The 25,467-nt window shown below is 50.8% G+C and carries 27 protein-coding genes; 9 read left to right on the top strand and 18 right to left on the bottom strand.

The genetic code is table 11. From position 1 onward, the window contains the following. The first annotated feature begins 16 nt into the window (after window positions 1-16). Window positions 17-139 carry a hypothetical protein gene (locus DU481_RS06975; RefSeq protein ID WP_350133491.1) on the top strand — a complete coding sequence of 41 codons (123 nt, stop codon included), beginning with the start codon at window positions 17-19 and terminating at the stop codon, window positions 137-139. Between the two features lie 101 nt (window positions 140-240). Next, window positions 241-1,209 (top strand): hypothetical protein, encoded by a 969-nt coding sequence (locus DU481_RS06970; protein WP_350133489.1) that lies wholly within the window; start codon window positions 241-243, stop codon window positions 1,207-1,209. Window positions 1,210-1,273: 64 nt separating this feature from the next. On the opposite strand, the gene DU481_RS06965 is transcribed toward DU481_RS06970, so the two are convergent. Together DU481_RS06965 and DU481_RS06960 are read right to left on the bottom strand one after the other, a co-directional pair. Continuing rightward, window positions 1,274-1,666 carry a YchJ family protein gene (locus tag DU481_RS06965; protein WP_350133488.1) on the bottom strand — a complete coding sequence of 131 codons (393 nt, stop codon included), beginning with the start codon at window positions 1,664-1,666 and terminating at the stop codon, window positions 1,274-1,276. An 8-nt stretch (window positions 1,667-1,674) separates the two neighbouring features. Continuing rightward, entirely contained in the window at window positions 1,675-1,929 is a 255-nt protein-coding gene (locus DU481_RS06960) for a GIY-YIG nuclease family protein (protein WP_350133487.1), read from the bottom strand. A 135-nt stretch (window positions 1,930-2,064) separates the two neighbouring features. Between DU481_RS06960 and dinB the strand changes: the two genes are divergently transcribed. Further along, window positions 2,065-3,222, top strand: coding sequence for a DNA polymerase IV (gene dinB / locus DU481_RS06955; protein WP_350133486.1), 1,158 nt, complete (start codon window positions 2,065-2,067; stop codon window positions 3,220-3,222). A gap of 171 nt (window positions 3,223-3,393) precedes the next feature. Next, window positions 3,394-4,059: a CAAX prenyl protease-related protein gene (locus DU481_RS06950; RefSeq protein ID WP_350133485.1), complete on the top strand. Its 666-nt coding sequence runs from the start codon at window positions 3,394-3,396 to the stop codon at window positions 4,057-4,059. A gap of 36 nt (window positions 4,060-4,095) precedes the next feature. Here DU481_RS06950 and DU481_RS06945 read toward each other — a convergent pair whose 3' ends face one another. Next, window positions 4,096-4,968: a flagellar brake protein gene (locus DU481_RS06945; RefSeq protein ID WP_350133484.1), complete on the bottom strand. Its 873-nt coding sequence runs from the start codon at window positions 4,966-4,968 to the stop codon at window positions 4,096-4,098. 434 nt (window positions 4,969-5,402) lie between these two features. Between DU481_RS06945 and DU481_RS06940 the strand changes: the two genes are divergently transcribed. Further along, on the top strand, window positions 5,403-6,800 hold the full coding sequence (locus DU481_RS06940) for a porin (protein WP_121167220.1): 1,398 nt from the start codon (window positions 5,403-5,405) through the stop codon (window positions 6,798-6,800). Between the two features lie 72 nt (window positions 6,801-6,872). Here the strand turns inward: DU481_RS06940 and rluD are convergent, their stop codons facing one another. Continuing rightward, the gene (rluD, locus tag DU481_RS06935; protein WP_350133483.1) at window positions 6,873-7,904 is read right to left on the bottom strand and encodes a 23S rRNA pseudouridine(1911/1915/1917) synthase RluD; all 1,032 of its coding nucleotides are present in this window, start codon (window positions 7,902-7,904) and stop codon (window positions 6,873-6,875) included. Between rluD and DU481_RS06930 the strand changes: the two genes are divergently transcribed. Continuing rightward, a complete protein-coding gene (locus DU481_RS06930; protein ID WP_090317985.1) occupies window positions 7,903-8,709 on the top strand; it encodes an outer membrane protein assembly factor BamD in 807 nt (268 codons plus the stop codon). The genes rluD and DU481_RS06930 overlap by 2 nt on opposite strands. 36 nt (window positions 8,710-8,745) lie before the next feature. Here DU481_RS06930 and DU481_RS06925 read toward each other — a convergent pair whose 3' ends face one another. Both DU481_RS06925 and DU481_RS06920 read right to left on the bottom strand, forming a co-directional pair. Then, complete coding sequence (locus DU481_RS06925; protein WP_292669060.1) at window positions 8,746-9,180, bottom strand: universal stress protein; 435 nt, start codon at window positions 9,178-9,180, stop codon at window positions 8,746-8,748. Window positions 9,181-9,284: 104 nt separating this feature from the next. Next, window positions 9,285-10,163: an alpha/beta hydrolase gene (locus DU481_RS06920; RefSeq protein WP_350133482.1), complete on the bottom strand. Its 879-nt coding sequence runs from the start codon at window positions 10,161-10,163 to the stop codon at window positions 9,285-9,287. A 425-nt stretch (window positions 10,164-10,588) separates the two neighbouring features. Between DU481_RS06920 and DU481_RS06915 the strand changes: the two genes are divergently transcribed. Further along, the gene (locus tag DU481_RS06915) at window positions 10,589-12,253 is read left to right on the top strand and encodes a GGDEF domain-containing response regulator (RefSeq protein WP_350133481.1); all 1,665 of its coding nucleotides are present in this window, start codon (window positions 10,589-10,591) and stop codon (window positions 12,251-12,253) included. A 10-nt stretch (window positions 12,254-12,263) separates the two neighbouring features. Here DU481_RS06915 and DU481_RS06910 read toward each other — a convergent pair whose 3' ends face one another. From DU481_RS06910 to DU481_RS06885, 6 genes are all read right to left on the bottom strand, one after another. Then, a complete protein-coding gene (locus DU481_RS06910; RefSeq protein WP_350133480.1) occupies window positions 12,264-13,259 on the bottom strand; it encodes an alpha-L-glutamate ligase-like protein in 996 nt (331 codons plus the stop codon). Then, window positions 13,240-14,790 carry an inactive transglutaminase family protein gene (locus tag DU481_RS06905; RefSeq protein ID WP_350133479.1) on the bottom strand — a complete coding sequence of 517 codons (1,551 nt, stop codon included), beginning with the start codon at window positions 14,788-14,790 and terminating at the stop codon, window positions 13,240-13,242. The genes DU481_RS06910 and DU481_RS06905 overlap by 20 nt, the downstream gene beginning before the upstream one ends. After that, window positions 14,790-15,551, bottom strand: coding sequence for an ATP-dependent zinc protease family protein (locus DU481_RS06900; protein WP_350133478.1), 762 nt, complete (start codon window positions 15,549-15,551; stop codon window positions 14,790-14,792). Before DU481_RS06900 ends, DU481_RS06905 begins: the two co-directional genes overlap by 1 nt. A gap of 149 nt (window positions 15,552-15,700) precedes the next feature. Further along, window positions 15,701-16,099: a hypothetical protein gene (locus DU481_RS06895; RefSeq protein WP_350133477.1), complete on the bottom strand. Its 399-nt coding sequence runs from the start codon at window positions 16,097-16,099 to the stop codon at window positions 15,701-15,703. A gap of 68 nt (window positions 16,100-16,167) precedes the next feature. Then, window positions 16,168-17,934 carry a dihydrolipoyl dehydrogenase gene (lpdA, locus tag DU481_RS06890; RefSeq protein WP_350133476.1) on the bottom strand — a complete coding sequence of 589 codons (1,767 nt, stop codon included), beginning with the start codon at window positions 17,932-17,934 and terminating at the stop codon, window positions 16,168-16,170. A gap of 59 nt (window positions 17,935-17,993) precedes the next feature. Continuing rightward, window positions 17,994-19,259 carry a glutamate-5-semialdehyde dehydrogenase gene (locus DU481_RS06885; RefSeq protein ID WP_350133475.1) on the bottom strand — a complete coding sequence of 422 codons (1,266 nt, stop codon included), beginning with the start codon at window positions 19,257-19,259 and terminating at the stop codon, window positions 17,994-17,996. Between the two features lie 200 nt (window positions 19,260-19,459). On the opposite strand from DU481_RS06885, the gene DU481_RS06880 reads away from it, so the two are divergent. After that, entirely contained in the window at window positions 19,460-20,272 is an 813-nt protein-coding gene (locus DU481_RS06880) for a hypothetical protein (RefSeq protein ID WP_350133474.1), read from the top strand. Window positions 20,273-20,700: 428 nt separating this feature from the next. Here the strand turns inward: DU481_RS06880 and DU481_RS06875 are convergent, their stop codons facing one another. The 6 genes from DU481_RS06875 to DU481_RS06850 form a co-directional block, all read right to left on the bottom strand. Then, a complete protein-coding gene (locus DU481_RS06875; protein ID WP_350113620.1) occupies window positions 20,701-21,075 on the bottom strand; it encodes a zinc-binding metallopeptidase family protein in 375 nt (124 codons plus the stop codon). Between the two features lie 244 nt (window positions 21,076-21,319). After that, window positions 21,320-21,676, bottom strand: coding sequence for a hypothetical protein (locus DU481_RS06870; RefSeq protein ID WP_350133473.1), 357 nt, complete (start codon window positions 21,674-21,676; stop codon window positions 21,320-21,322). A gap of 24 nt (window positions 21,677-21,700) precedes the next feature. Then, entirely contained in the window at window positions 21,701-22,237 is a 537-nt protein-coding gene (locus DU481_RS06865) for a GFA family protein (protein ID WP_350133472.1), read from the bottom strand. Continuing rightward, on the bottom strand, window positions 22,188-22,409 hold the full coding sequence (locus tag DU481_RS06860; protein ID WP_350133471.1) for a hypothetical protein: 222 nt from the start codon (window positions 22,407-22,409) through the stop codon (window positions 22,188-22,190). Before DU481_RS06860 ends, DU481_RS06865 begins: the two co-directional genes overlap by 50 nt. Continuing rightward, entirely contained in the window at window positions 22,406-22,840 is a 435-nt protein-coding gene (locus DU481_RS06855; protein ID WP_350133470.1) for a VOC family protein, read from the bottom strand. The genes DU481_RS06860 and DU481_RS06855 overlap by 4 nt, the downstream gene beginning before the upstream one ends. Before the next feature lie 24 nt (window positions 22,841-22,864). Further along, the gene (locus tag DU481_RS06850) at window positions 22,865-24,673 is read right to left on the bottom strand and encodes a c-type cytochrome (RefSeq protein WP_350133469.1); all 1,809 of its coding nucleotides are present in this window, start codon (window positions 24,671-24,673) and stop codon (window positions 22,865-22,867) included. Between the two features lie 423 nt (window positions 24,674-25,096). Between DU481_RS06850 and DU481_RS06845 the strand changes: the two genes are divergently transcribed. After that, entirely contained in the window at window positions 25,097-25,411 is a 315-nt protein-coding gene (locus DU481_RS06845) for a BolA family protein (protein WP_350133468.1), read from the top strand. Window positions 25,412-25,467 lie beyond the last annotated feature (56 nt).

The raw sequence follows: 25,467 nt of genomic DNA, 5'->3' as shown, positions 1-25,467 counted from the left end.
CTGCGCCGATCGACGCATTCAGCTTCTCCGTTTCATTAACTTCTACAATACCGTTAAGCCTCATAAGAGTTTGAATAATGCCACCCCTTATGAAATACTCAACGCTTATTTCAATCAACCTCTCTGTAAACAACCCTGAGGTTTCTTACAGTTTAATCGTGATAAGTCCGTGAGTTTTCGCACAGAACAATATTAATCATGGCCTTATACTGAATTCATGGTCAAAATGATGGAGGACGCATGGATAAGTATATTGCTTTTGTACTGGTTATTTTGTTATCTCCGGTTGATATTCAAGCATCGTATTTCAATACCGATCGGCCTCAAAAAATCATTGGATCATTTCTGAATGAGGTCGAGCACATCGATGAAATAGCAAAATTCAGTAATGCGTTTGCATTCTCACCGAAAAATATCGATGACATTACACGCTATCTTGATGCCAATGTGTACAAGATGCTTCCGGTGATTTCGATTGGCACGCTTCTGTTTGATCCGGAAACAGGCCTGTACCGGAATGATCCGTATGGGATTATTGATGCAATTGAGATGTCTGTCGTGCGTCATCGCGAGATTTTATTTTTACTCGATGAACCCTTGTGGACGATACGAAAGGCGTGTAACGAAGGAAAACCCAAGGCATGCCAGGATATCGAAAATCGCTATGCAGACACTTTGTCCACATTGAGATCGGTGGGGCGATTGCTCAGACAGCAATTTCCGGGGGCTGGTGTGATGCATATTGAGGCTTGGGCTGAGTTAGTCTTGCAAAAACAGGCTTACCCCGATGAACTCGCGATTATGCTTGATGATGCCGAGTACTTGGGTTTTGATTGTTATGGTAATTTTTATTTCTGCGGCTCGCCGGAACTTGGCTATTACTCGCAAATAGAGTATGGATCAGGGGTGTGGGATACCATGCAGGCGCTCGAATCAGCGAATCCGATAGGCCGTAAATTATTTTTAGTCCCCGGAGGATTCTTGGCGGACAAACTCTTTGATGATGTCGAAACACTATTGGATCAACTGTACCAATATGCCTATCTATTGAGTCAACGCAAGGAAATTGGCGGGCTGGGGATGTTCTTATGGGGCGATATGATCGAAGAGGGCCGGTTTTTTGTTGGTGCGCGGAATATTCAACCGATCGTTGACCTTATGACCCTGATCGCACAATTTTTTGGTGTGGGAAATAAAATATCGCCTTAAGCGCTTGCGGAACATCTTTTGCGATTCGGAGAACCGGGCGTGCTGGAACGCAATCCCGCAAAATTCACAGAATCTCGCCATCCACATAAAACCACAACCCTCCTTCTCGCACAAAGTTACTGATTTCGTGCAAGCGGTTCGCCCGGCCGTTGATTTTGTAACGTGCGGCGAATTCCACTATCGCTCGATCCGCAGCAGTTTGTTCATGCCGTTTGACGGTTAATCCCAGCCATTGCTGCGCTGGTTGCCCGATCAAGTCCAGTGATGCAGGGCGTGTACTGGAATGCCAGGTGGCCAGCAGATAGTCTTCGCGCTTTAGCGTATACGCGGTGTAGCGTGAGCGCATCAGGTTTTCCGCCGTGGCGGCGGTTTCGTTTTGATCCAGATAACGGCCGCAACAGCTGCTGTATGGTTTGCCGCTGCCACACGGACAGGATGATTCTTTTGTGTTCTTCACGCTGCTGTTCAAGATTTTGAGTATGCGGAAATTAATTCCAGCTTTTGGCTGCGGGATAGGGATTTTATCGATAGCTCTCTTTTTGTCGCTTCTGCGCGGTTTTTGTGGAATTCTTGGTGTACTAGCTGGAATGGCCCGCGGCCTTGGGTATATCGCGCGCCTTTACCTGCGTCGTGGGCTTTGACCCGGCGTGTCAGATTCGTTGTGATCCCGGTATACAGACTTCCATCGGCGCATCGTAGGATATAGACTGTCCAATGCATATTGTTTTTCTTTGTGGATCGTTCAATTCTGAATAATAAAAGTAAAAGGATGATTGCCAAAGAAGTGGCCACACTCATTGATATTGGTTTTATGGTGTAATTTATCACAATCCTCATTTTGCTATCGTGTAAACAATGAATACCCCGAAACGCCGCATCGCGCATCTGGATATGGATGCTTTTTACGCATCGGTCGAATTGCTGCGTTATCCCGAGTTGCGTGGCTTGCCGGTTGTGATCGGCGGGCGGGACGAGCACCAGCCGGTGTTGCAAGCGGATGGCAAGCGGCATTTTTACCGTCTGCGCGATTATGCCGGGCGCGGTGTCATTACGACCGCTACGTATGAAGCGCGTGCACTGGGTGTTCATTCCGCCATGGGAGTGATGAAAGCCGCGCAGCTGGCACCGGATGCGATTCTGCTGCCGGTTGATTTTCCCATTTACCGGCATTATTCGCGTTTGTTCAAAAGTGCGGTTGCCGGTGTTGCCGCGCAGATTGAAGATTCCGGCATTGATGAAATCTATATCGATTTGACTGGTCTGCCGGAAGATACGCTGCCGCTGGCGAGACGAATTAAACAAGCGGTGAAAGACGCGACCGGGTTGTCGTGTTCGATTGGCATCACGCCGAATAAACTGTTGGCAAAAATTTGCTCTGATTTGGAGAAGCCCGATGGTTTGACCATCCTGGCGTTTGATGACATCGCGGAGCGGATTTGGCCGTTGCCGGTGCGGAAAATCAACGGTATCGGCCCCAAAGCGGCGAATAAGCTCGCGTCACTGGGTATTACGACGATTGCCGAATTGGCGCGCGCCGAATTGAGTTTGCTTCAGATGCACTTCGGGCGCAGTTACTCGGCTTGGCTGTATGAGGTGTCGCGCGGTATCGATCAGCGTCCGGTGATTACGAATGCAGAGCCCAAATCCATCAGCCGGGAAACAACGTTTGAGCGCGACCTGCATCCGCGCCAGGATCGTCCTGGTTTATCCGAGGCATTTACCGCATTGTGCGTGCAGGTTGCCGCTGATTTGAAACGCAAGGGCTATGCTGGGCGTACCATCAGTATCAAGCTGCGTTTCGAGGATTTTCGCACTATCACGCGCGATTTTTCTCTACCGGCCTATACCAACGATCCAGCCCGGATACGCCGTGCTGCCGGGGAGTGTTTACGCAGGGTACCGTTGCAGAAGAAGATCCGGTTATTAGGCGTGAAAGTCAGCGCGCTGTGCGCCGAGACTGCTGTGCCGGCGGTGGAGGCTTCCCGGCAACAGGAATTGCCGCTGGTGTTGTGATTTCATTGCGACGCGGCTAACCTTAATGTTCGATAAAGCACAGGTAACTGGTTTTTATTGCTATTTTGATTTTTGCTCGCTCTTATACACTGGCTGGGATGAGATCCATGGATTGAATACCCGCTGTTATTGTTCGTCGCCCATCACAGAAATTTAATAAGGAATTGATCAATGATTGATCGCACGAATCTGTACCGGATTGCGCCTTTTGCCGCCTATGTTTTTTTCATGATATTGGAAGATTTGTTGTTGAAGTTTGGCTGGCAAGCCGATGAATTGCGTTTGCTTTATGCGGTGAAAATCGCGGTCGTGGCCGGTTTGTTGTGGGCGATGCGCAGCGCGTACAGCGAATTGCGCTGGCCGGATGGTGCGGGCTTCCGGATTTGGGGGGCCGCGCTGGTCGCCGGTATCGTGGTCTTTATCGCGTGGATTAATCTGACCGCGGATTGGATGGTGATGGGTGACGCGGTGGGGTTTGATCCGCGTGATAACGGTGAAATTGACTGGTTTCTTGTGACAGTTAGAATCATCGGCGCGGCGCTGGTGGTTCCGGTGATGGAAGAACTTTTCTGGCGTTCGTTCCTGATGCGCTGGATTGAGCATCCCAATTTTCTGACCGTCAATCCGGCACAAGTGGGAATTAAAGCCTTCGGCATCGCAGCCGCCTTATTTGCGCTAGCGCACAGCTTATGGCTGGCCGGGTTATTTGCCGGTATTATTTATGGTCTGTTATACACGCGCAGCAGAACACTGTGGTTGCCGATTCTCGCGCATGGGGTAACCAATGCGGTATTGGGTATATGGATTGTGGTGACGGGTAATTGGAGTTTCTGGTAGACGGGAAACGATGGTGAGAAGAGTCCTCACCATCGTTTAAATCACATTTTCCGGATGCTCGACTATTTCCTGATAAATCAAGTGACGTAGCGCGAATACTTGATCCGGTTTGATGCCGGTATATTCAACACCCGTGCAGATTATTTTCTGATTTTTCTTCGCGCTTTGCTTGGCGGATCTGATGGTCGCTTTAATGGATAAGGGTATTTCCCTGTCATGTAAGGCGATAGCAAAAGATAGCGTGACTTCCGAACCTAATGTTCCCAATGGCAGGCTTGAAGTGATTCCGGCACCGCAGATGCTGAGATCCGTGATGCTGATCGGGATTGGTTTTTCAGCAACCGTTGCAGGGAAATTGCATTTGATTCGGCGTGACTTCCGGATACTTTGACCCTGTATCTCTTTGGGGAAAGATAAGTGTAAGTATTTAAAAGGCACTCTAATAATCTTGTCGACAAAAGCGGTAAATTTATACGCATATTGCCCGGTGATTAATCGCACGTGAATTTGATCGCCTTCAATAAAAGGTTCGCCGATTAATTGATCGGATGCAGGCATGGAAACAATTAAAGTGCTGTCTGGCACATAGCCGATCATGGAGACCGCGCATGAGTTGTTTTCGCTGGCATTTTTTGAATACGTGGCTAAAGTAAGATGCATTTTATGGCCTACTTTCAGATGCATATCTTCAAAGCCGGTTTTTTCCGGTGAATGAGCAACCGGTTCTGCTTGTTCCGGATCTTGTTTTTCCATGCGGAAGACCGGTAATTCTTCCAGTTGCTTTAACTCATCTTCCGTCTTGAAGATGTAACCGCGTTTTTGTATGGGTTGACGACCCTGATCGAATAAATCCCACGGCAGCGGTTGGCCAACCATCAAGTCTGTTGTTTGTATGGGTATCAAATCCATAATTGTTTACTTAAAGTTAATCGTAAAAATTTGCTCAATGGACTAGTCAATTGGGTCATGGGGCGCTAACCTGTATTTAACTGTCAGTATCGGATTTGCTTTTAACGGAGCGGCAGTTTCAAAACTTTAACAGCAGTGGGTGTATTACAGCGTTAAGATATAGGATAAATATAAGGATATTGCCTACGGATTGTAGGAAAATTAAATATTAAGCGTGTGTTCCCGCTAATACTTTGGTGTCGGATCAAGTATCAGTAACGTAAGTACGCAACACAATCTTTCCATATTGTATTTTTTCTGATCAGTCAAATATCCCAAAGGTTTGCGTTGACCCTTCAAGCAATTCGGTGTTAGAGTTCAATCCATGTGCTAGTTATGGTTTTTGGCTCTGTTATTTGTTTATTTTTTATAGTCTTTTTTAAAGGGGGGGAAGAATGGCGTATAAAGCGATCGTCAAAAAACAGATGACGCATGCTGTGGCAGGAGGGTTGTTGCTGCTTGGTATGAGTTCATCTGGTGTTCATGCAAACAGCGTGATGAGTATCGACAGTTTAAATAATAATCCTTTTGCCAAAGCAATTAAAAATAGCGGTATTGAATTTGGTGGCTGGGTGCAAGGCGGTGCAACGTTTAATCCAAGTCAGACACACGGTTTCATGGGGCCGGTTACTTTCGCGGATCAAGCGAACCGGTTTCAGTTAAATCAATTAAATTTCTTCATACAACGCGGGGTAAAAACAGAAGGGAAAGGTTGGGATTTTGGTTTCCGGGCTGATTTCCTGTTCGGTACCGATGCTATTTTCACCCAAGCTTACGGTAATCCCGCTTTCGATGTGAATAACGGCAGGCCGTTGGCGGATAGAGGTAATTGGGATCTGGAGATATGCTGTAATTCCAGCCGCACGTACGGTATTGCAATTCCGCAAGCCTTTGCCGAGATATATGCGCCAGTTGGTAATGGTTTGAATATTAAAGTGGGCCATTTCTATACACCAATCGGGTATGAATCGGTTCCAGCACCCAATAACTTCTTCTATACCCATGCCTATACGATGCAGTACGGTGAACCTTTCACGCATACCGGTGTATTGGGTAACTACAACGTGAATAAAAACATCGTGGCGATGTTTGGGACCATCGGTGGTAGCGGAACAGGCGGCTGGGATGGTAATTTTGACAAACAAATGGAAAATTGGGGCGGGATCGGTGGTGTCACCTGGAGCAGTGATGATTACAACACTTCTCTCAATGTCAGTGGTACCGGCAGTACGACTTCAACGCGCAACAGCAGTTTTTGGGGAATGTACAGCATCGTCCTGAAACATAAATTCACGGACAAAACGCACTTGATTTTGCAACATGATCACGGTTTTGCAGATAACGTCATGTTATTTAATAACATATATTCCGGTGTTGTTAAAGATGCGGAATGGTATGGCGTTAATTCTCACTTTTACTACGACGTGACGCCGGATGTATCGGTCGGTGTGCGGGCTGAATGGTTTCGTGACCGTGACGGCTTCCGTGTGTTTGCACCGGGCAGGGTGACTGCGGCAACCGATTATACGGGAAGAAGTTTTGCGAGTAACATCGGCTTGCTGGGTACCAGTACACCCGCCGATTATTATGCAGTGACCCTCGGCGCGAACTGGAAAGCAGCTAAAACATTAAAAATCGGCTGGCAAGGACTGAAACACTTGAATGTACGTCCTAATATCCGTTATGACCGGGTGGATGCATTGCACGAATCGCTGCAAGCTTCGGCTTACCGGCCTTTTGGCGGCAACAAGGATCAGATCGTATTTTCACTGGATGCGATTTTGCCTTTCTAAGTTAATAGTTTGATACATGTGACGAGAGTTATGAGATATGAAACAAAAAAATGCGCCCTTGGGCGCATTTTTTTATTCTGCAATATCCGGCTGGTTGTATTGCCGCACTGTGTGCAATAGATTATTCATATCGGCCGGTATATCGGCCTCCCATGCCAGCATTTGTTGTGTTTGCGGATGCGTGAGCGCCAGTTTCTGAGCGTGCAGTGCCTGCCGGGGGAAATCAGCTAATCGTTGTCCGATGGCTTGTTGGATATTCTTGGGATTGCCGCCGTAAACAGGATCGCCCGCCAGCGGGTGTCCGATGGAATGCATATGCACCCGTATTTGATGTGTGCGGCCTGTTTCAAGACTGCATTGCAGTAAAGTGCAACCGGAAAAATTCTCGAGCACCTGATAATGCGTAACTGCCGGTTTACCTGTGCGGGTTATCGCCATTTTCGTGCGGTGAACGGGGTGGCGTCCGACGGGTGCATCGACACTGCCCGCTTGTGTAATTTCACCTAAAACCAGCGCCAGATAATCGCGTTTCACCGTACGCTGCTGCAACTGGCGCACCAAGTTTGTTTGTGCCTCGAGCGTTTTGGCTACGGCTAATAATCCGCTGGTGTCTTTGTCCAAGCGATGAACGATACCGGCCCGCGGCACGCTTTCCAATTGCGGCGCGTGGTACAGTAAGGCGTTCAGCAAAGTGCCCTGCCAGTTGCCATTGCCCGGATGGGTAACGAGACCGGCGGGTTTGTTGACGACGATGAGCGCTTCATCTTCGTACACGATGGTCAGGCTGATCGCTTCCGCCGTGTACACGGATTCCGCAGCACTGTCCTGAGGCAAAATCCGGATATGTTCATTTCCCCACACTTTCTGTTTTACACTGGTTTTCACCCCGTCCAGCGTGACCCTGTCTTCACCAATCCAAGTTTGCAACCGGCTGCGCGACCAATCGGGAAACAACTTCGCCAACGCTTGATCAAGACGTAAGCCGGCATAATCTGCGGGAATCGTTAATTCAATGACAAGCGCTGCAAGTTCATTGCGTGCTTGCGCTGGCGGCTTTACGCTATAATCCCCGGCTGCATCTTTGTTTTTTATGGAATTCGTCATGTTACGTAGTTTAGCTTTTATTCTGTTGTTAACGTTATCCGCGTGCAAATTATTGCAGGATCGAACGGAAGATCAGCAGGATTGGTCGGCCAATAAGTTTTATTCGGAAGCGAAAGAAAAACTTAATGAGGGCAATTATACTGCGGCTATCAAGCTGTATGAATCATTGGAGGCACGCTATCCCTATGGCCGGATTGCGCAGCAGGCGCAGCTTGAAATTGCTTATGCGCATTATAAAAACGAAGAGCATGCTTCCGCGATCGCGGCAACAGACCGGTTTATCAAATTGCATCCGAATCATCAGAATGTAGATTATGCTTATTATATTAAAGCATTAGCGAACTTTAATGATAACTGGGGCATGATGGGATTCTTGCTGAGAGGCCCGCTGAAGCAGGACATGAGCGAGCGCGACTCAAAAGCTTCATACGAGTCGTTTGAGAATTTCAAGGAACTGGTGACACGTTACCCGGAGAGCAAATATGCGGCCGATTCCAGACAGCGGATGGCTTATTTGCTGAATTCCATCGCCATGAGCGATATTCACGTCGCGCGTTACTATATGAAGCGCAAAGCCTATGTCGCCGCGGCCAACCGGGCGCAAAACGTGGTGAAGGAATATCCCCGCACACCGGCTACCGAAGAAGCCTTGTATATTATGATCAAAGCCTATGAAGCGCTGGGGATGCACGATTTGCGCGAGGATGCGGAACGCGTGATGCGAATCAATTTTCCGCAAAGTTACTTTTTGACCGAATTGCCCGAAGTGGGCGGAAAAAAGTGGTGGCAATTCTGGAGAAGCTGACGCTACCCGATCACACCAGTGTGATTTCCTGACGCGCTACAGGTGAACGGCAAGCACGTCGCATTGCGCGTGATAGAGAATGCCTGACGCCGTCGAACCCATCAGTACCGCCAATCCGTGCCGCCCATGAGAACCGGCGATAATCAAGTCGATCCGTTCTTGCGCGGCGAGCCGGATAATTTCCTGTTGCGGTTCGCCCCAGATCAGCCAGCGCCGTTCCGCCGCAATACCGAGTTGATCGCTCATCCGTATGAATTTGTTTTTTTCCGCTTCCAATAAATCGTCCGAGGAGTCTTCATCGAGTGAAATCACAGTGCCATAAGGTGTATCAGGCATGGGAATATTATCCAGCACATGAATGATGTGAAGCTGCGCATTAAACTGCTTTGCCAGCGATTGCGCTTTTTGTGCGACAGCCTGGCCATGATCGGAGAAATCGACAGCGAGCAAAATATTCTGATAATGATTCATGTTGAGCTCTTTTTGTTGAGTGGATACAAAAGCGGAAATACGCATTCTAAAACAGGCAAGCACTTTATCATAGCTGTGCTCGTGAGAGCCGCAATGATGCTGTGTTATCCGTCATCATGCGGGCGCAGATAATAGGACAGAAAATCACTGATGCGCTGCTCGTATTCTCTGCCAGCATAGCTGTGCATATTGAAATGCTGCGCGCCGGGGACAATCCATAATTCCTTGGGAAATCTTGCCGCGGCGTACAGGCGTTCGGTTTCCGGTTGCGTTGTGTGCACATCATGCGTACCGGAAATGAACAATACGGGCGCGTTGAGGTTATTGATCCGCGTGATCGGACTTAGCGCATCCAGGGAAACATCCAGGTAAAACGATAATTGCCACAGCATGAGCGGCAACAGGATTGAACCATGATCGCCAAAATGCAGTTTTAACCGGTTATCAACCGCTTCTTCGAGGGTGGGGTGAAGCGATTCCAGAATGACGGCATCCAGCTTCAGATTCTGCTGCGCGAGCACAATTGCGGCTGCACCCAGAGAAGCGCCGATCGCGCCCATTCGCTCGGACGGAAAGGTCTTGCGCAGAAAAGCGACGGATGCTTCGACATTTTCCGCTTCGCGCAAACCGAACGTAATGTGATCTCCGGCAGTTTCCCCATGCGCTTGCAGGTCGATAAACAGCACACTGTATCCCTGATCCTTCAGGAATCGCGCCCGGCTCAGCATTTCCATCCGGTTGTTACGCATCGAATGTACCAGCAGCAAAACACCATCACCGGGTTTTCCGCGAGCTAGCCAGCCATGCACGGTGACTCCTTGTTGTGAAGGAATTTCCACGGATTCGACCGGAAAATCTGCTGACAGCGTACTCACCGCTGTGGGTGCCGGAGCGGTCAGAAGCGGGCCAAGGGCAAACACTATGAATGTGGTGGCGATGACGATGGTGACGAGTAGGATCCAGAAGCGTGTTGTGTGTTGCATAATTGCAAATGAGTGATAAGCGTTGTTGGGGAAATGTTTATTTATCTTCTAATCTGGCCAATACTGCTGAATAGGGCGTAATACATAGCGCGCAGGGAATTGGGTAAAAACGGTGACGAGTGCATTTAACCGATAATAAAAAAGCCCGGATAGAGATGATTTTGACATTTCACTTTCAGTTCTCTATATGATGCTAATGAAATTTAAAAGTAAATTAATTTAGTGATCGACTTTTAGGGGTTAGATTGTGAGATTGAATTTCCTTTTTTTGAATACACTGGCTGCAAAAGATATACAGATCGTAAGAAACGTTAACCCGCAATGGATGCTTTTGCTCTGACTGCCGCGGCACGGCAGGTTTTATCACAGAGACATAAATCCTATGCATTAAACTGCAAAGAGTAGGCAGGATTGGATACCTTATCATGATTACTAAAGAGCACAAAGAATTTCAGGAGAGGATGCGTTTGGTGTTGGCTGCATTTGCGCAAGAGCTGCCGCACCGGATCAGTGAAATTGAATCTCTATGGCAAAAGCTGCGATCGGAATGGGATAGCAAAGCTTTGCAGGAAATGCATCGTTCCGTGCACCATTTGGTTAGCAATGGTAAAACGTTCGGTTACCCGGAGCTGAGTACGGAAGCACGTGCGCTGGAAAAAATCCTGAAAAGCCTATTGCAGGTTACGACCCCGTTAGACGATTCGCAATCGAGCCGGATTTTGCAGCAGATCGATGCCTTGAAGCGGATTTCTATCGAGCAGGAATCCAAACAAACACAGGAAGCCGCTTCATCAGCCCATGACGAAAGCGCATTGTTGCCACATGGGCAGGCATCCAGCCTGATATATGTCGTGGAAGCGGATACCGAAGCCGCTCAGGAACTTGCATTGCAACTGCGCTATTACGGTTACGAAGTGGAAGTATTCAACCATCTGGATAAATTCCGCACTGCCGTGCAGCTTAGGCCCGATGCCATCATTCTGATGGATGTTGAGTTTCCGGAAGATGAAATGGGTGGGATTCTGATCATGGAACAGATTCAGAAAGAGCTGGCGCAACCGGCTCGGGTGATCTTTATCTCAACGCACGACGCTATGGCGTACCGGCTCGGTGCCGTGCGTGCCGGCGGCGTGGCGTATTTCCCCAAACCGATCAACTCCACTGAATTGATCGATCAGCTCGATTTGATTACTGCATCGCAAATTCAGGAGCCGTTCCGGGTTTTGATTGTGGACGATAGCCAAACCATATTGGCGTACCATGCCGCAATACTGGAACAAGCCGGGATGCTGGTGAAAACCGTGGTCGAGCCGCTGAAGCTGCTGGGCGCATTGAATGATTTCAATCCCGACCTGATTCTGATGGACTTGTATATGCCGGGGTGTAATGGTGTTGAACTGGCGCGGGTCATCCGGCAAATCGATGGTTTTCTGAGCACTCCGATCGTCTATCTTTCTTCGGAAAATGATTTCAATACGCAAGCGGAAGCCATGAGTTTGTGCGGTGATGATTTTCTGGTCAAACCGATCGGGGCCGGGCATTTGGTTTCGGCCGTGACGACACGGGCGACGCGCGCGCGCTTTTTGCGTTCGCTGATGATTCATGACGGTTTAACCGGCTTGCTCAATCACACCGCGATCAAGGAAGAATTGGCGCGCGAAGTGATACGATCCAGCCGCCTGAATTCGCCGCTCTCACTGGCGATGGTGGATATCGACTTCTTCAAGAAAGTGAACGATACCTACGGACATGCCGCAGGCGATCGTGTGCTCAAGAGTCTGGCGCGGTTGCTGAAACAGCGCTTGCGCGAAACGGATATAGTCGGGCGTTATGGCGGCGAGGAATTCGCCGTGATCATGAACGATACCGATGCGGCATCGGCGGCCAAAGTGATCGATGAGATACGCACAGTTTTCTCGCGTTTGCTGCATCTGAGCCACGATGAAGAATTCTCAGTCAATTTCAGCTGCGGGATTGCCGATCTCGCGCATTTTTCCGATGCTGTGAGCCTGAGCGAAGCAGCCGATAAAGCGCTTTATCAGGCGAAACAAAGAGGGCGCAACAAGGTGATTGTGAATGCCGGGGATTGAGTCCGCGTAGTTACCGGTCATCGCTGCGGGTACGCAGCAAGCGGGGTGGATGGATATCCGCATCGAAGGCGAATTGCCGCTTACTAAAAGCGGCGCGGGATTGCGGATCGGGATCGATGGTTTTGATCGCCTCGATGACTGCAACACGCGGCGCTAGACCGGTGCGATTAGCCACCTGAATGGCAAGCCCGGGGCGGGCGTTGAGCTCGATGATCATCGGCCCTTGATCCCTATCCAACACCAAGTCCGCACCCAAATAGCCCAAACCGGTCATCTCATAACAAGCAGCAGCCAATTGCAATAGCTTGTCCCAATGCGGCACGGTCAATTCGGAAAAAGTCTTGCGCGTATCCGGATGGTGCGTGACCGATTCGCCGTACTGCACCGCGTGTAATGCGCGGCCTGTTCCGATATCGATGCCAACGCCAACCGCGCCCTGATGCAGATTCGCCTTGCCATCGGAAGTGTGAGTGGTCAGGCGTAACATCGACATGATGGGATAACCGCGCAACACGATGATGCGGATATCAGGAATACCTTCATAGCTGTAGTCGGAGAAAACCGGGTCAAGCTGGATCAGCGATTCGATCATCACGGTATCGGGTTTGCCGCCCAGGCTATGCAAACCGCTCAGAATATTCGATACATGCCGCTCGATATCGGCCAGCTGCATTGCATCGCCGCTGGGTTTGAAGTAGAGATTATGGTCATGTTCGGTAATCACCAGAATACCTTTACCGCCGCTGCCCTTGACCGGTTTGATGACGAACTGGCTGTACGGATGCAGTATTTCCTTCAGCGATTTCACATCATGCTGATACTGCACGGTACCGAGCAATTTGGGCACGGTGATCCCCGCTTCTTGTGCCAGCAGCTTGGTTTTTAACTTGTCATCGACCAGCGGATATAAGTGGCGCGGGTTATAGCGCGAGATCAAACCAAAATTTCTTTGGTTCATGCCGATGATGCCGAAACTTCTGAGTTTCTTAGCGCTTGCCAGCAACATTGCGTCGTTCCAAGGCATGGAAACGGTACAACTCGGATAACCGGTAACCGGTATATTGTCCGAGAATCAGGATCAGTGCCAGATTGACCAGCATCAGCTCGGGAAAATTGAAGGTTAAGTATTCAATCGTCCGGTTGGTCATGAATAGATAAGCAATAACCGCAGTCAACAAACTGCCACCGCCTTGGATGAAAACCTCCCGGGGGCCGTCTTCCTCCCACAGCACCGACATGCGCTCAATGGTCCATGCCAAAATGATCATCGGGAAGAAAGTCACGGTCATGGCCTGATCGAGCCCGAGTTTGTTACTGAGGATGCTGATGCTCGCCATAATGGCGATGACGACGATGATTACCGCTGAGATTCGCGCAACAAACAATAAATTCAAGCGTGACAAGTAAGACCGGATCAGCAATCCCGTGCCGACCACAGTGAGAAAAATGATGATGCCGGTGAGCAACGTGGTTTGTATCAGCGCCAGTGCAATCAGGATCGGCATGAACGTGCCGGACGTGCGGAGACCGACCAGCAAACGCATGATCACCACAATCAATGCACCGATCGGCAACAGCAAAATCATTTTGAACGCGTTCTGTTGCTCGATCGGCAAGCTGTAAATGGAAAAGTCGATGATACCGGCCTGCTTGTTCATGCTGTCGCGTACTACCAGATCCCGGGTGGAATGAACATTGCGGATGATGGAAAAGGATATCTGCGAGTTTTTGCCGCCGACCACATCCAGCAGGGATTGGTCGCCGCGTTGCCAAACCAGAAATTTTTTCGGTTTTCCGCTTTTTCCCGAGTTTTGGTTGAATAACAGCCATTCGTTGCCAATATACACTTCCACAAAATTGGTCAGCGACTGTCTGCGGCGGCCATCTTCCAAGTACAGGCCGCGCACAATGCGCGCACTGATACCTTCCAATGCCAGCAAGTTGATGATCAAGTGCGTTTTGTAATCTTCGCTGGATTGTTCATTGATCAGCAGACTCAGGTTCTGGCTGGGCGCTTTGGAATTTAATGTGGTGATTAGTTCTCGGGTAAAAATTTCGGTGTTGGCGGATTTGCTGCGTACCTGATCCAGTAATGTAGTGGCCGCAGTTTTCAGCACCTCGTCAAATTCGGGCTTCTCCGGTTCGGACGGAAGGTCCGCCGCCATAGCCGGATGAGCGATCTGTCCGGTTTCGTACATGCTCAGGCGATAATAAGCCGTCTGCAAGCCGGATGCCACCCGCTTGCTCCACTGTGCACGCCGTCCGGATGGCGAAGTCAATTCGCTGAAGCCGTAATCGGATGAAGCGAAATCCTCTTCCATGAAAACAACATCCGGTGTTTCCGGCGGCAGTGCGAAGGAAACGATCACGGGATCGCCGCGTGCAACAAAATCGATTCTGGCTTCGATGGTCCAAACCGATTTTTTGTCATCCGGCGATAACGGAAACCCCAAAGCGAAATGCTTGTACAAGGTCAAGCCGATCCCAAATCCCAGGAGCAGGATGACTACAATATAGAGTCTTAATTTTGCATACATTATTTTGTCGTGGCGTCTGCGGAATTATCGGCTGTAACGGAATCGGGTTTCTTGCTGACATCGACAATGGCCAGATCTTGCAGCAAGTTGCGTCCGATCAGCACCTGGTGTTTAAACCGGCTGCGATTTTCCAAGGTGAAATTGATTTGCTCATCAATATCGGCCAGTATCACGCGCATTCTGACCACCGGACGCCGCTGCGATTCTTGGCTTCTCAGCTCCTTGACGCGCGCGTAACGGCGCAGACGCCGGGTGAGTTCTATTTTCTCCCCAGTTTGGGGGTGAATTAAATTGAATTTTACAAAGGGTTTTCCATCCCGTTCGAATTCGACAATATCCAGCGCATTTAACGACGATGTTTGCGCGCCGGTATCGATACGTGCGCTGAATTCAAGGCCCGGCGGATCAAGATGAACCATTTCTATGCCGCCCAGCACGGTTTTTGCGTCGATTTTTCCGGTGTCTTTCAGAACAGAGGATGCTTCCGTATTCTCGCAAACGCAGCCATCCGCATTGGGGGCGCGAGGATTGTTTTCGCCAACGGAATGTTTGTCCGGTTGATCTTTTTCCAGCGATTTTTTCAGCTCGACCAGTTCGGCGAACAATGTGACCAGTTCGGATTCGCGCGCATTGACGCGGGCTTCGCGTTCCGATAATTGATCGGTCTGCGGATTGCAAGCGGATAGCATGAAGCACGCGAGCAGTATGATTAAGCAATGACCGGAAATTTGAGTGAAGTTGTATAAATGAGCGATTCTCATGACCGTGTTTTTCTAATTCTTCGAGAGTATGGCATTACTGCTGAATAAATGGTACCCGCAAAGCGGGCCGGTTGTGCCAGATGCCTCATTGCAATGTCCGCCAATAAAGCGATACAGCGGTTCGTCCGGCAAGATAATTGTGTGCTCTGTTATTGTAGATGGATAGATAAGATCTGGTTTTTGTACGTGCAGGCGTAGCGGTGAATTTCCAGGCAGTGTGATGTCACGGTAAATTGATAGTTCCCTGCTTTTTCGTTGCGGGTATCGAATTTGAATTCAAACAGCCCGTTTTGATCGCTCGGATAGGACTGATCTGCAGCTACCGATCCGTCAGCGCGGGTTAATTTAAAGTTGAGCAAAACATCGGGTGCCGGTTGTTCGTTGTAGTCCACCCTGCCGTGCAGAATGACGGTTTCACCGGCGGCGTACTGCGTCTTGGGATCGATCAGAATGGGCTGGGATATATGCGTTGCCCATGCCTGACCGATGAATCCGGTTAAGACCATCAGCCATGCGGATAAAAGCAGAAAGGTTTTTTTTGAAATCATGATCAATGCGGTAACAAGTAAGAATTCATTATTGGATCGGAACGGGAAGTCAATGCCGGTGCAGAAGGCTATTTCTTGGGTAGGAAAAGGTCGGTAATAGTTCCTTCCGCCATCTCCGCAGCAAACAGCACGGTTTCCGATAGCGTCGGATGCGGATGGATGGTCAGGCTGAGATCCTGCATGTCCGCGCCCATCTCCAGCGCCAGTACGGTTTCGGCAATCAATTCACCGGCGTTGATGCCGGTCATGCCAGCGCCGAGTATCCGGCGCGTGGTTTTATCCAGCAGCAGTTGCGTCAACCCTTCTTCCCGTGCCATCGAAATGGCGCGCCCGCTGGCGGCCCACGGGAAAACGGCTTTTTCGAAATCGATACCTTGTTTGATCGCCTCTTTCTCGGTCAATCCCATCCAGGCGATTTCCGGATCGGTATAGGCGACTGACGGGATGGTGCGTGCGTCGAAGGCTACTTTATGTCCGGCGATTACTTCGGCAGCCAGCTTGCCTTCGTACGTGGCTTTGTGTGCCAGCATCGGTTCACCGGCGATATCGCCGATGGCGAAGATATGCGGCAGATTGGTACGCATCTGCTGATCCACCGGGATAAATCCGCGCTCGTTGATCTGAATACCGATTGCTTCGGCGCCAATTTCGCGCCCATTGGGACGGCGACCAACCGCCAGCAGAATGCGATCATACGTTTGCGGCTGCGGTGCTTTGTCGCCCTCGAAAGTAACGGTTAGCCCGGCTTCGACGGCTTCTATTTGGGTGACTTTGGTTTTTAGATAAATTGCTTCGTAGCGTTTGCCGATACGGCGGTGCAGCGGCTTGACCAGATCCGGATCGGCGCCCGGAATCAACTGATCCATCCATTCCACCACGCTGATTTTGCTGCCCAGCGCGGAATAAACCGTGGCCATTTCCAGGCCGATGATGCCGCCGCCGATAATCAGCATGCGCTGCGGCACATCGCTCAGCGCCAGCGCGCCGGTGGAATCGATCAGGCGCGGATCGTCATAAGGAAAACCGGGAATACGCGTGACGCTGGAACCGGCGGCGATGATGCAGTGCTCGAAAGAAATTGTTTTCGATCCTTCTGCTGTTTCCACCTGAATGCTGTGGTCTGTGACAAACTTTCCGTTGCCGTGCACAACCTCGACTTTGCGCTGCTTGGCGAGCGCTTTCAGTCCCTTGGTCAGCTTGGTGATGACCGATTCTTTCCAGCCACGCAGCTTGTCGAGATCGACTTGCGCTTTGCTGAACACGATACCGTGCGCTGCCGCTTCGTCCGCATCGGTGATGACTTTTGCCGCGTGCAGCAATGCTTTCGACGGAATGCAGCCGACATTCAGGCACACGCCGCCGAGTGTTGGATAACGTTCGATCAAAATGACTTTCTTGCCCAGATCGGCTGCGCGGAAAGCGGCGGTATAACCGCCCGGTCCCGCGCCGAGCACCACGACATCGGCGTGCATGTCGCTTGGTCCGACGGGTTGCGTGGGTGCGGCAGGTGTTGCGGCAACGGGTGCGGATGGCGCATTTTTTTCCGCCGCTGCGCTTGTTGTCGTCTGGGTATGCGCCGTTTGCGTGGATTGCTCTGTGGCTGCCAACGTCAGGATGACAGTTCCTTCCGATACCTTATCGCCGACTTTGACCTTAATGTCTTGCACCACCCCGGCTTGCGGCGAGGGCACTTCCAGCGAAGCTTTTTCGGTTTCCAGCGTGATGAGCGAAGTTTCCTTCTCAACTTTGTCACCGGGTGCAACGAGCACTTCGATGACCGGAACATCCTTGAAATCGCCGATATCGGGAATTTTTATTTCAACAACTTGCGTCATGACATCCTTTGGCTGCAATGAGCATTGGTTTACGCATTATCAAACCGGCTGGCAGCGGGTTACTGCCGCAGCTGGCCGTCGCCCAGCACGATAAATTTCTGGCTGGTCAATCCTTCCAGACCGACTGGGCCGCGTGCGTGGATTTTGTCGGTTGAAATGCCGATTTCAGCACCTAGACCATATTCAAATCCATCGGCAAAGCGCGTGGTGGTATTCACCATCACCGAGCTGGAATCGACTTCGCGCAGAAAACGGCGTGCGCGCGTGTAATTTTCCGTGACGATCGCGTCGGTGTGCTGCGAACCGTACTTGGTGATGTGATCGATCGCCTGATCTAATCCGTCGACAACGCGGATGCTGAGAATCGGCGCGAGATATTCCTCGTACCAATCCTGTTCCGTGGCTTCCTTGATTTGAGCAACGATGCCGCGCGCCGCCGTGTCGCCGCGCAATTCAACGCCTTTGTCGAAATAAATCTTGCTCAACGCGGGCAGGATTTTCTCTGCGATGCCTTCGTGGATCAGCAATGTTTCCATCGTGTTGCATGTGCCGTAGCGCTGCGTTTTGGCGTTGTCGGCGATGCGGATCGCTTTGTCGAGATCCGCCTGATCGTCGATGTAGACATGGCAAACGCCGTCCAAGTGCTTGATCACCGGGATGCGCGCTTCGTTGGCGATGCGTTCGATCAGGCCCTTGCCGCCGCGCGGTACGATGACATCGACGAAATCCTTCATGGTAATCAGCTCACCCACCGCCGCGCGGTCGGTGGTTTCGATCACTTGCACCGCGCTTTCCGGCAAACCGGCTGAACGCAAACCCTCCTTGACGCACGCGGCAATCGCCTGATTGCTGTGAATCGCCTCTGAGCCACCGCGCAAAATCGCCGCATTGCCTGCTTTTAGGCATAACCCTGCGGCATCGGCGGTAACGTTCGGACGTGCTTCGTAAATGATGCCAATGACACCCAGCGGCACACGCATTTTCCCCACCTGAATGCCGGACGGGCGGTAATTTAATCCGCTGATCTCGCCCACCGGATCGGCCAGCGCGGCAATCTGCAACAAACCCTCCGCCATCGTCACCACGCCTTTGGCCGACAACGTCAGACGGTCGATCATCGACGCCTCCAAGCCCTTGGCGCGCGCATTGTCTAAATCCTTAGCATTGGCCGCCAGCAACAGCGCTTCGTCGCGCCGGATAGCATCGGCCATCGCCGTCAGCGCGCGATTCTTCGCCGCCGTATCCGCTTTCGCAACCAGACGTGACGCGGCGCGCGCTTCCTGTCCGACGGCTTGCATGTAACTTTTGATGTCTGTGGTGTTCATGGCTTTCGTTTGATAAGGATATGAATTTCCGGGTAGTGGGGCATTATAGTACAAGATAGGGGTTTTATCGCATGCTGCGGCAAGTAGGGCGAATGACAACTTTTTACTTTCTTCGCCATTCAGTCTCGATTCAGACAATTCACACTACAGTGATCTCATCGGCAATTCGTGCGGAAAGTACGACTGAAAGGAGAAGCAAAATGAGCATTGCAAGAATCGAGCCATTCCTTTGCAAGCTAGGCGCACCGGGTGTGCACATTCAAACTTGGTTGTTTCTTGTGTTAGCCGTTCTGCTGCTTTTCGGTTGTAAAACTGTACCGATTCAGGATAGGAATTTTGCGGAAAGTAGCGGTTTCTGGGAGCAAGACGAGAATATGGGAGTTCGCTTTCATCGCAACGCCGGTGCAAGCGATGCCGTCATCGGAACGCTCTATGCATCGGGTAAAAATGTGCTGCTGAATGGCGATCAAGTAAAAGTTTCCGCGCCGGTAAAGAATAACGCGTTCATAAGCTCGGGAATGCAAAGCGGCGCGCGCATTGAATTCAAAGCATCGGACTCAACCTGCTCGATACGCATCGACAGGTTCAATGCCGGCAAAGCGTACGCGGACACATCGAGTTGTCTGCACGACATCGAGACACTGCATGCCAGGATACAAGCCCAAAACGCAGTCCTGCAAATCAACGTGTCGCAACAGCAAACCAGCATTATGGTGCTCAGCGGCACGATTGAAGTGATGACGCGGGAGGATACCGGGCAATTCGTGGTTGTCCGGGCGGATCAAAAAATTACCGTCACGCCGGATGCCATCGGCCAACCCCACGCACTGGCCACGGATGAAATCTGGCAACGCATGCGCTGGCGCGAGGATTTTCAGCTCTATAAAACCGTTGTTGACTGGAGAAAAGTAGTCGCCGGTGTTGCTATCGTTGCGCTTGTCGCCGTTGCGATATTATTCGGTAAGGGGCGTGGCGGTGGGGGGCATAGCCATGGCTTTCCTCGGCATCGGTAGATGTTGTGTTCTTATTGGCTTTGAAAAGGTTGTATAGCGATATTTGATCAGATGATTGTTTTACATATCACTGCGATTTCACAAGAACTCGTTTGACAACGTCAGCAACCGATCTCGAGGTAATGTTTTTGTTCTGGCAGTAGGGCGATGTAATCCAGTCAGCCAGCAGCTTCGTTCCTTTGCTTGCATTGCAGGAAACGCAACAAAGAGCAATGTTTTCTCTTGTCACAATCCGTGCATCGTTAATGATGTGTTCCCATGAAGCTTTTGATTTTCTGGTGCCGCACGATCCGAACTGAACGCCGCAATAAACACAGCATTCATCTCTTGCAATGACTTCCTTTTCCAACCAGTCGGGGATATTCCATCGGTTCATGGTGAATCGGTATACGAAAATCTTGTTTAGCGTCGAGTTAGGTGTCAGGTTCTCATAGTTGTTTAAGCGTGGATTCAAACCTATATGATTGCAAGGCGGGAAGATTCTTCATTGACATATTGATTCCCCATTCTGGAGCACTCTTCTGTCCCGGCTTATTATAGTCACGACTTACAAAGATCTCATTTGGTTGAAGCCAGACCGTAGACGGAATGAGATAGGACTCAGGTTCTCTGCCTTCATGCAAGAGACCTAACGCAACATAGAGTGAAGCTCGCGGATCGAAGTGGTCTTTTCGCATGAAGACGTAGTTGTAGGTTCGAATCGCCTTGGCTTGGATTTCGATGAATGAACCTGGGCTTCGTCTTGCAATGAAATCGATCCCTCTGTCGTCGACTTCAGTGGTAAAGACTTCAAAGCCAAACATCGTGAGTTCCATCTTTACAAAGTACTCGAAGTACGTGCCAACTTGCTGTTTATTAAGCATAGACCAGTTGTATCTAGGCATGGTGGTTTGGGTTTAATTAAAGTTAGCTTTCTAAAATGACACAATTTATTACATCAAAAATATGATCCATTCTTCAGTTTTTCATGACTTCTTTTTATTGAGGGAAATATTTCTTCAGCTTTCATCCTAGCAATTTTCACGTAGCCAATTATCAACCAAACCCTCAAAACACCATCACATGATCCACTAAATACTGGCCATCCCGATACACCAGCACCATTTCCGCGACAAACTCGCCGGGTGCTTTCGTGAAGTGTTGTTTCCACAGAATCGCCGCCGAGTCCGGACGGCGCAGGATGGCGATGGGAGTGCGGGTGGCGAAGTAGCCTTTTTCCGCTTGGTATTGCTGGCAGACGCATGCCAAGTAATCCGGCGTGACGATGGCTTTCAGCCGGTCAGTGAAGTCGCGGACATGCCGGGCGTGATCGTGCTGCGTTGAGGCTTCCATCAAGTTATCCATGATTGGATCGGCGATCGCCAGAATCTGCTGTTCGGTCATTGTTTCAAAATTCAGAGTCATGTCCTTCAACGCTAAAACCGGATTTTATTCCGCGATGCTGATACCCGAGCCGCCCATTTCCTTCGGAACGTCTTTCATCTTGGGTAATCCGTCTGCGATGCGCAACACGGATTCCTGGTAATGCACGTGAATGGCCGGTTGGAACGAAAAATTCTGCAGGATGGGGGCAAATATATCGATGAGATTCCAGCCGGGATGCTCGGAATAAATGTGGCCGCCGCATGTTTTGCACCATTTGCGGGCACTTTGCGGTGTTTTGTTGTAGATGCCGATGTTTTCTGCGCCGCGCGTGATTTGCATTGCTGCGGGCTGCCATAGCGTAAAAGCATTGACCGGACCGGCAGACCAGTGCCGGCAGGATTCGCAGTGACAATAGCCCATCGCATCCGGCTCACCGGTTACGGTGAACTCAACCGCGCCGCAAAAACAATTGCCCTTGTATACCTTTTGATCCATGGGAATCTCCTTGAAGGTTTCGTCTATGAACAGGAAGTGTCCGGCTACCGGATCGTTACTTTCCTGGCGTGTTTTCCAGATCGGACTGTTTCTTATAAGTTTCATAAGAAGCGCCTGCATTGGCCATGCAGCGTTCGCGTTCCTGCTGATCCACCAGCCGGGTGCATTGGTTGCGTTGCCACGCTTGGCCGGTGGAGTAGAGTTGCTGAGTAGCGCAGCCGGTTGCAACTGTCAGAGCGGCAGTAGTGACGGCTGCGGCCAAGATGCGGGAATTCATGCGGCGTGTTCGTCGCCGACGACGTTGATCATCCAGGCGATACCGAAGCGGTCGGTGAGCATGCCAAAGCGCGGCGACCAGAAAGTTTTGGTCAGCGGCATTTGCACCTGGCCGCCGTCGGACAGCGCGGTAAAATAATGATCCGCTTCGGCTTCGGTGGCGACCGAGATCGACAGCGAAAAGCCTTTGAATTGCGCTCCGACTTCGCAGCCGTCCGAAGCCATCAGTACATTACCGGCGATGCGGAAACTGGCGTGCATGACCTTGTTTTCAAAACCTGGCGGCAGCATGCCGGGCGGCGTGGGATCGGGGCTTTCGCTGAAGCGCATCAGCATGTCGACCTGCGCGTCGAGTGCGCTGCGGTAGAATTCGAGCGCTTCTTCGCAGCGCCCGCCGAACATCAAATATGGTTGAATTAAAGGGCTGGCCATGATGATTCCTCCTTTTGCTGAGCGTTACAAAGTTTTTAAATACTCAATGATCGCAAACGCGCCGTCCTTGTCGCCGGACCAGTTGAGGCGGTAGGTTTTCTTGCCTTCCACGATATCCTTGTCGTGACCTTTGTTGCTCAGCGCGAGAACCGCGTTGGTCTGGAACATATAGCCTTCTTCTTTACCGCTTGTCTGTTGCGAGTTCCAGGAGAAACCGAGCAGTTTTTGGTCGTAATCGAGGCGGCTTTTGATAAAACTGGCTGGGCGTTCGTCCGGTACCAGCAGATGGTAAACCGTCGGCACCGTGCCGTTGTGCAAATACGGCGCTTGCGCCCACACACCGCTCAACGGCCGCGCATTGTAGCCGTGGTGTTCGCTGTTGGGCGACATCAGCAAGTCTTTTTTACCGGCCAGCGAGACGCCGTCAAACTCGGCGCAAGGCTTGATGTCTTTGTTGTACAGCCGGATGGTGGTATCCGGGGAGCAGTTGTCGTACAACCCCTTGCGCGCAGCGTAGTTTAGCACTGCACCGACCACGTAAGCCCGTTTCATGCTGGTGCCGAGGTTGTCGTAGACCTTGCCGTTTTTCGGCTGATGGCAATCGGCGCAGTGTTCGGCGAATAAATCCTGTCCCTTTTTAGCTAATGCAACATCGACTGCAAAAGGATAAGGGCTGGCGGGCAGGCCGTCGAGCAATTCCTCGGCGAATGCGGCGACGCGCACGTCGGTTTGTTCCAAGCCCAGCGTCAGCATGGCGACCAGGTTGCGGTAAATTGGCATCGGTATATTGCCGTTCCATTGCCCGCCGCCGTTGATCAGCCGTTTATGGCTTTCATCCCAGCTGGCGAGGCGTTTGTCTTGCTCCCAGACCGACATGAAATCGGTAATGCCCGGCTCCGGCGGCAGGACGATACCGGCAAACCATTTCAGTATCGGTGTGCTGCGCAAACCGATATAGCCATTGATCGCGCTCAAGCCAGTGGCGTCGGCCATGCCGGGGAAACCAGCGATCATCGCGGATTCAAGGCCGGGGTAGTTTTTAGCGACTAGAGCACCAAAGCCTTCGTATTCGGCTTCGACGCGCTGCGCATATTTTTTCACCGTTTCCCCGGCGGTTTTCTTGAACAGCGCGACCTGCGCCGCTTCGTAATTCGCGTCAAAGTTTCTGCCCGCGGACTGGTAATTGTTGTAAAAGTAATTCGGGTTTTGCTGGTGCGTGGTATCCAATGCCTCCAGCAGCTTCTGCGTTAACACGGCGTAGCGGTCATCACCGGTTTTGCCTCCGTAGGCTTTTTGCAGGGTTTGGTATGCCTTGACGCGGAACTGCACAATGTTGAACGAAGCATTCACCCCGCCGTCGAGGTAATCCATTTGCCCGTTTTCCAGCCGTACGCGACCAATGTGGCAGGCGCCGCAAGTGAACGAAGCGTAGTCGATGTTGCCTTGCGCTTCAGCCCGCGATAAGCCGCTAAAACCGATACCACGCGCGGCCGGGAAAGTTTTTTGCCGTTCGTCGATGAACAAGCCGACCGCATCGAGAAAATTCTCTTCGCTGCCCCATAGTTCCGGCGCGAGTTTCGGTAATAGCTTCAAGACCAGATAGGGAATGCCGTCGGCTTCACTGAAAGCAAAATTGCCAAACCAGTCGTAAGCGACCTGATGCGACTCGAGATAGTCCGCCTTTTTCTGCACTATTTTGGCTTGCGCCTGCGGCCAGTTATCCGGCACCGGGCTGACATAGGCCGGAGGCGATGGAGCTTCCAGCGGATGCGAACTACAAGCTGCGAGGGTGATGGCGGATAGGGCAAACAGAACAGCGATCCGGTTTTTCATGGACATTCCTTATCGTGAGGTTGTATAGAAGGCTCCAGGCTGTGCGGCATTTCTCAGCGCGGGCCGATCTGCCGCATAGCTTTGATACGGTGTGTTGGGAGTGGATTAACCGGTTTTTGTGATTCTGTCCCGTGTTTATCTGCGTTACAGCACAGATGCGATTCAGGGATGATTGTAATGTAACTTTCGGGCAGTGGAATAAGTAATTCACGCTCGGGTTGCAACTATCCGGTTGCGGCTGAAAAGTTTTCAGGAGAAATTCCTGATTTCAATTATTTTCTCAGGGAGAAAAAACATGTAACTCCATAAATATCGAACAAGGTAAATGACACGCGCAAAGCTGAACAAGATGGGCGAATCGCGGTAGACTGACGGACTTTGTGTATTGGAATCCGCGCTGCGTGATAAGGGAGTGACCGTACTGTGAATATTAAGAATTCGATCGAAACCAAACTGCAATCACTGCAACCGCAGTTTCTGGAAGTGGTTAATGAAAGCCACCGGCACAATGTACCGGCAGGATCCGAATCCCATTTCAAGGTGACGGTCGTTTCCGATGCATTTCAGGGAAAAATGCTTTTAGCGCGTCACCGGATGGTGAATAAAATTCTGGCTGATGAGCTGGCGCAATCGATCCATGCGCTTGTTCTGCACACTATGACGATGGACGAATGGTTTGAAAAGAGTGGAACACGTAATGATTCGCCGCCATGCCTGGGGGGTTCCAAATCCCAATAGCCCGGGATGCGCACAATGCTTCGTCAGATCCGGGAAATCAAGACATGGGAACACCG

The sequence above is a fragment of the Nitrosomonas sp. genome, assembly GCF_040240425.1.
Classification (GTDB): domain Bacteria; phylum Pseudomonadota; class Gammaproteobacteria; order Burkholderiales; family Nitrosomonadaceae; genus Nitrosomonas.
This window is presented reverse-complemented; position numbering and strand designations above follow the sequence as displayed.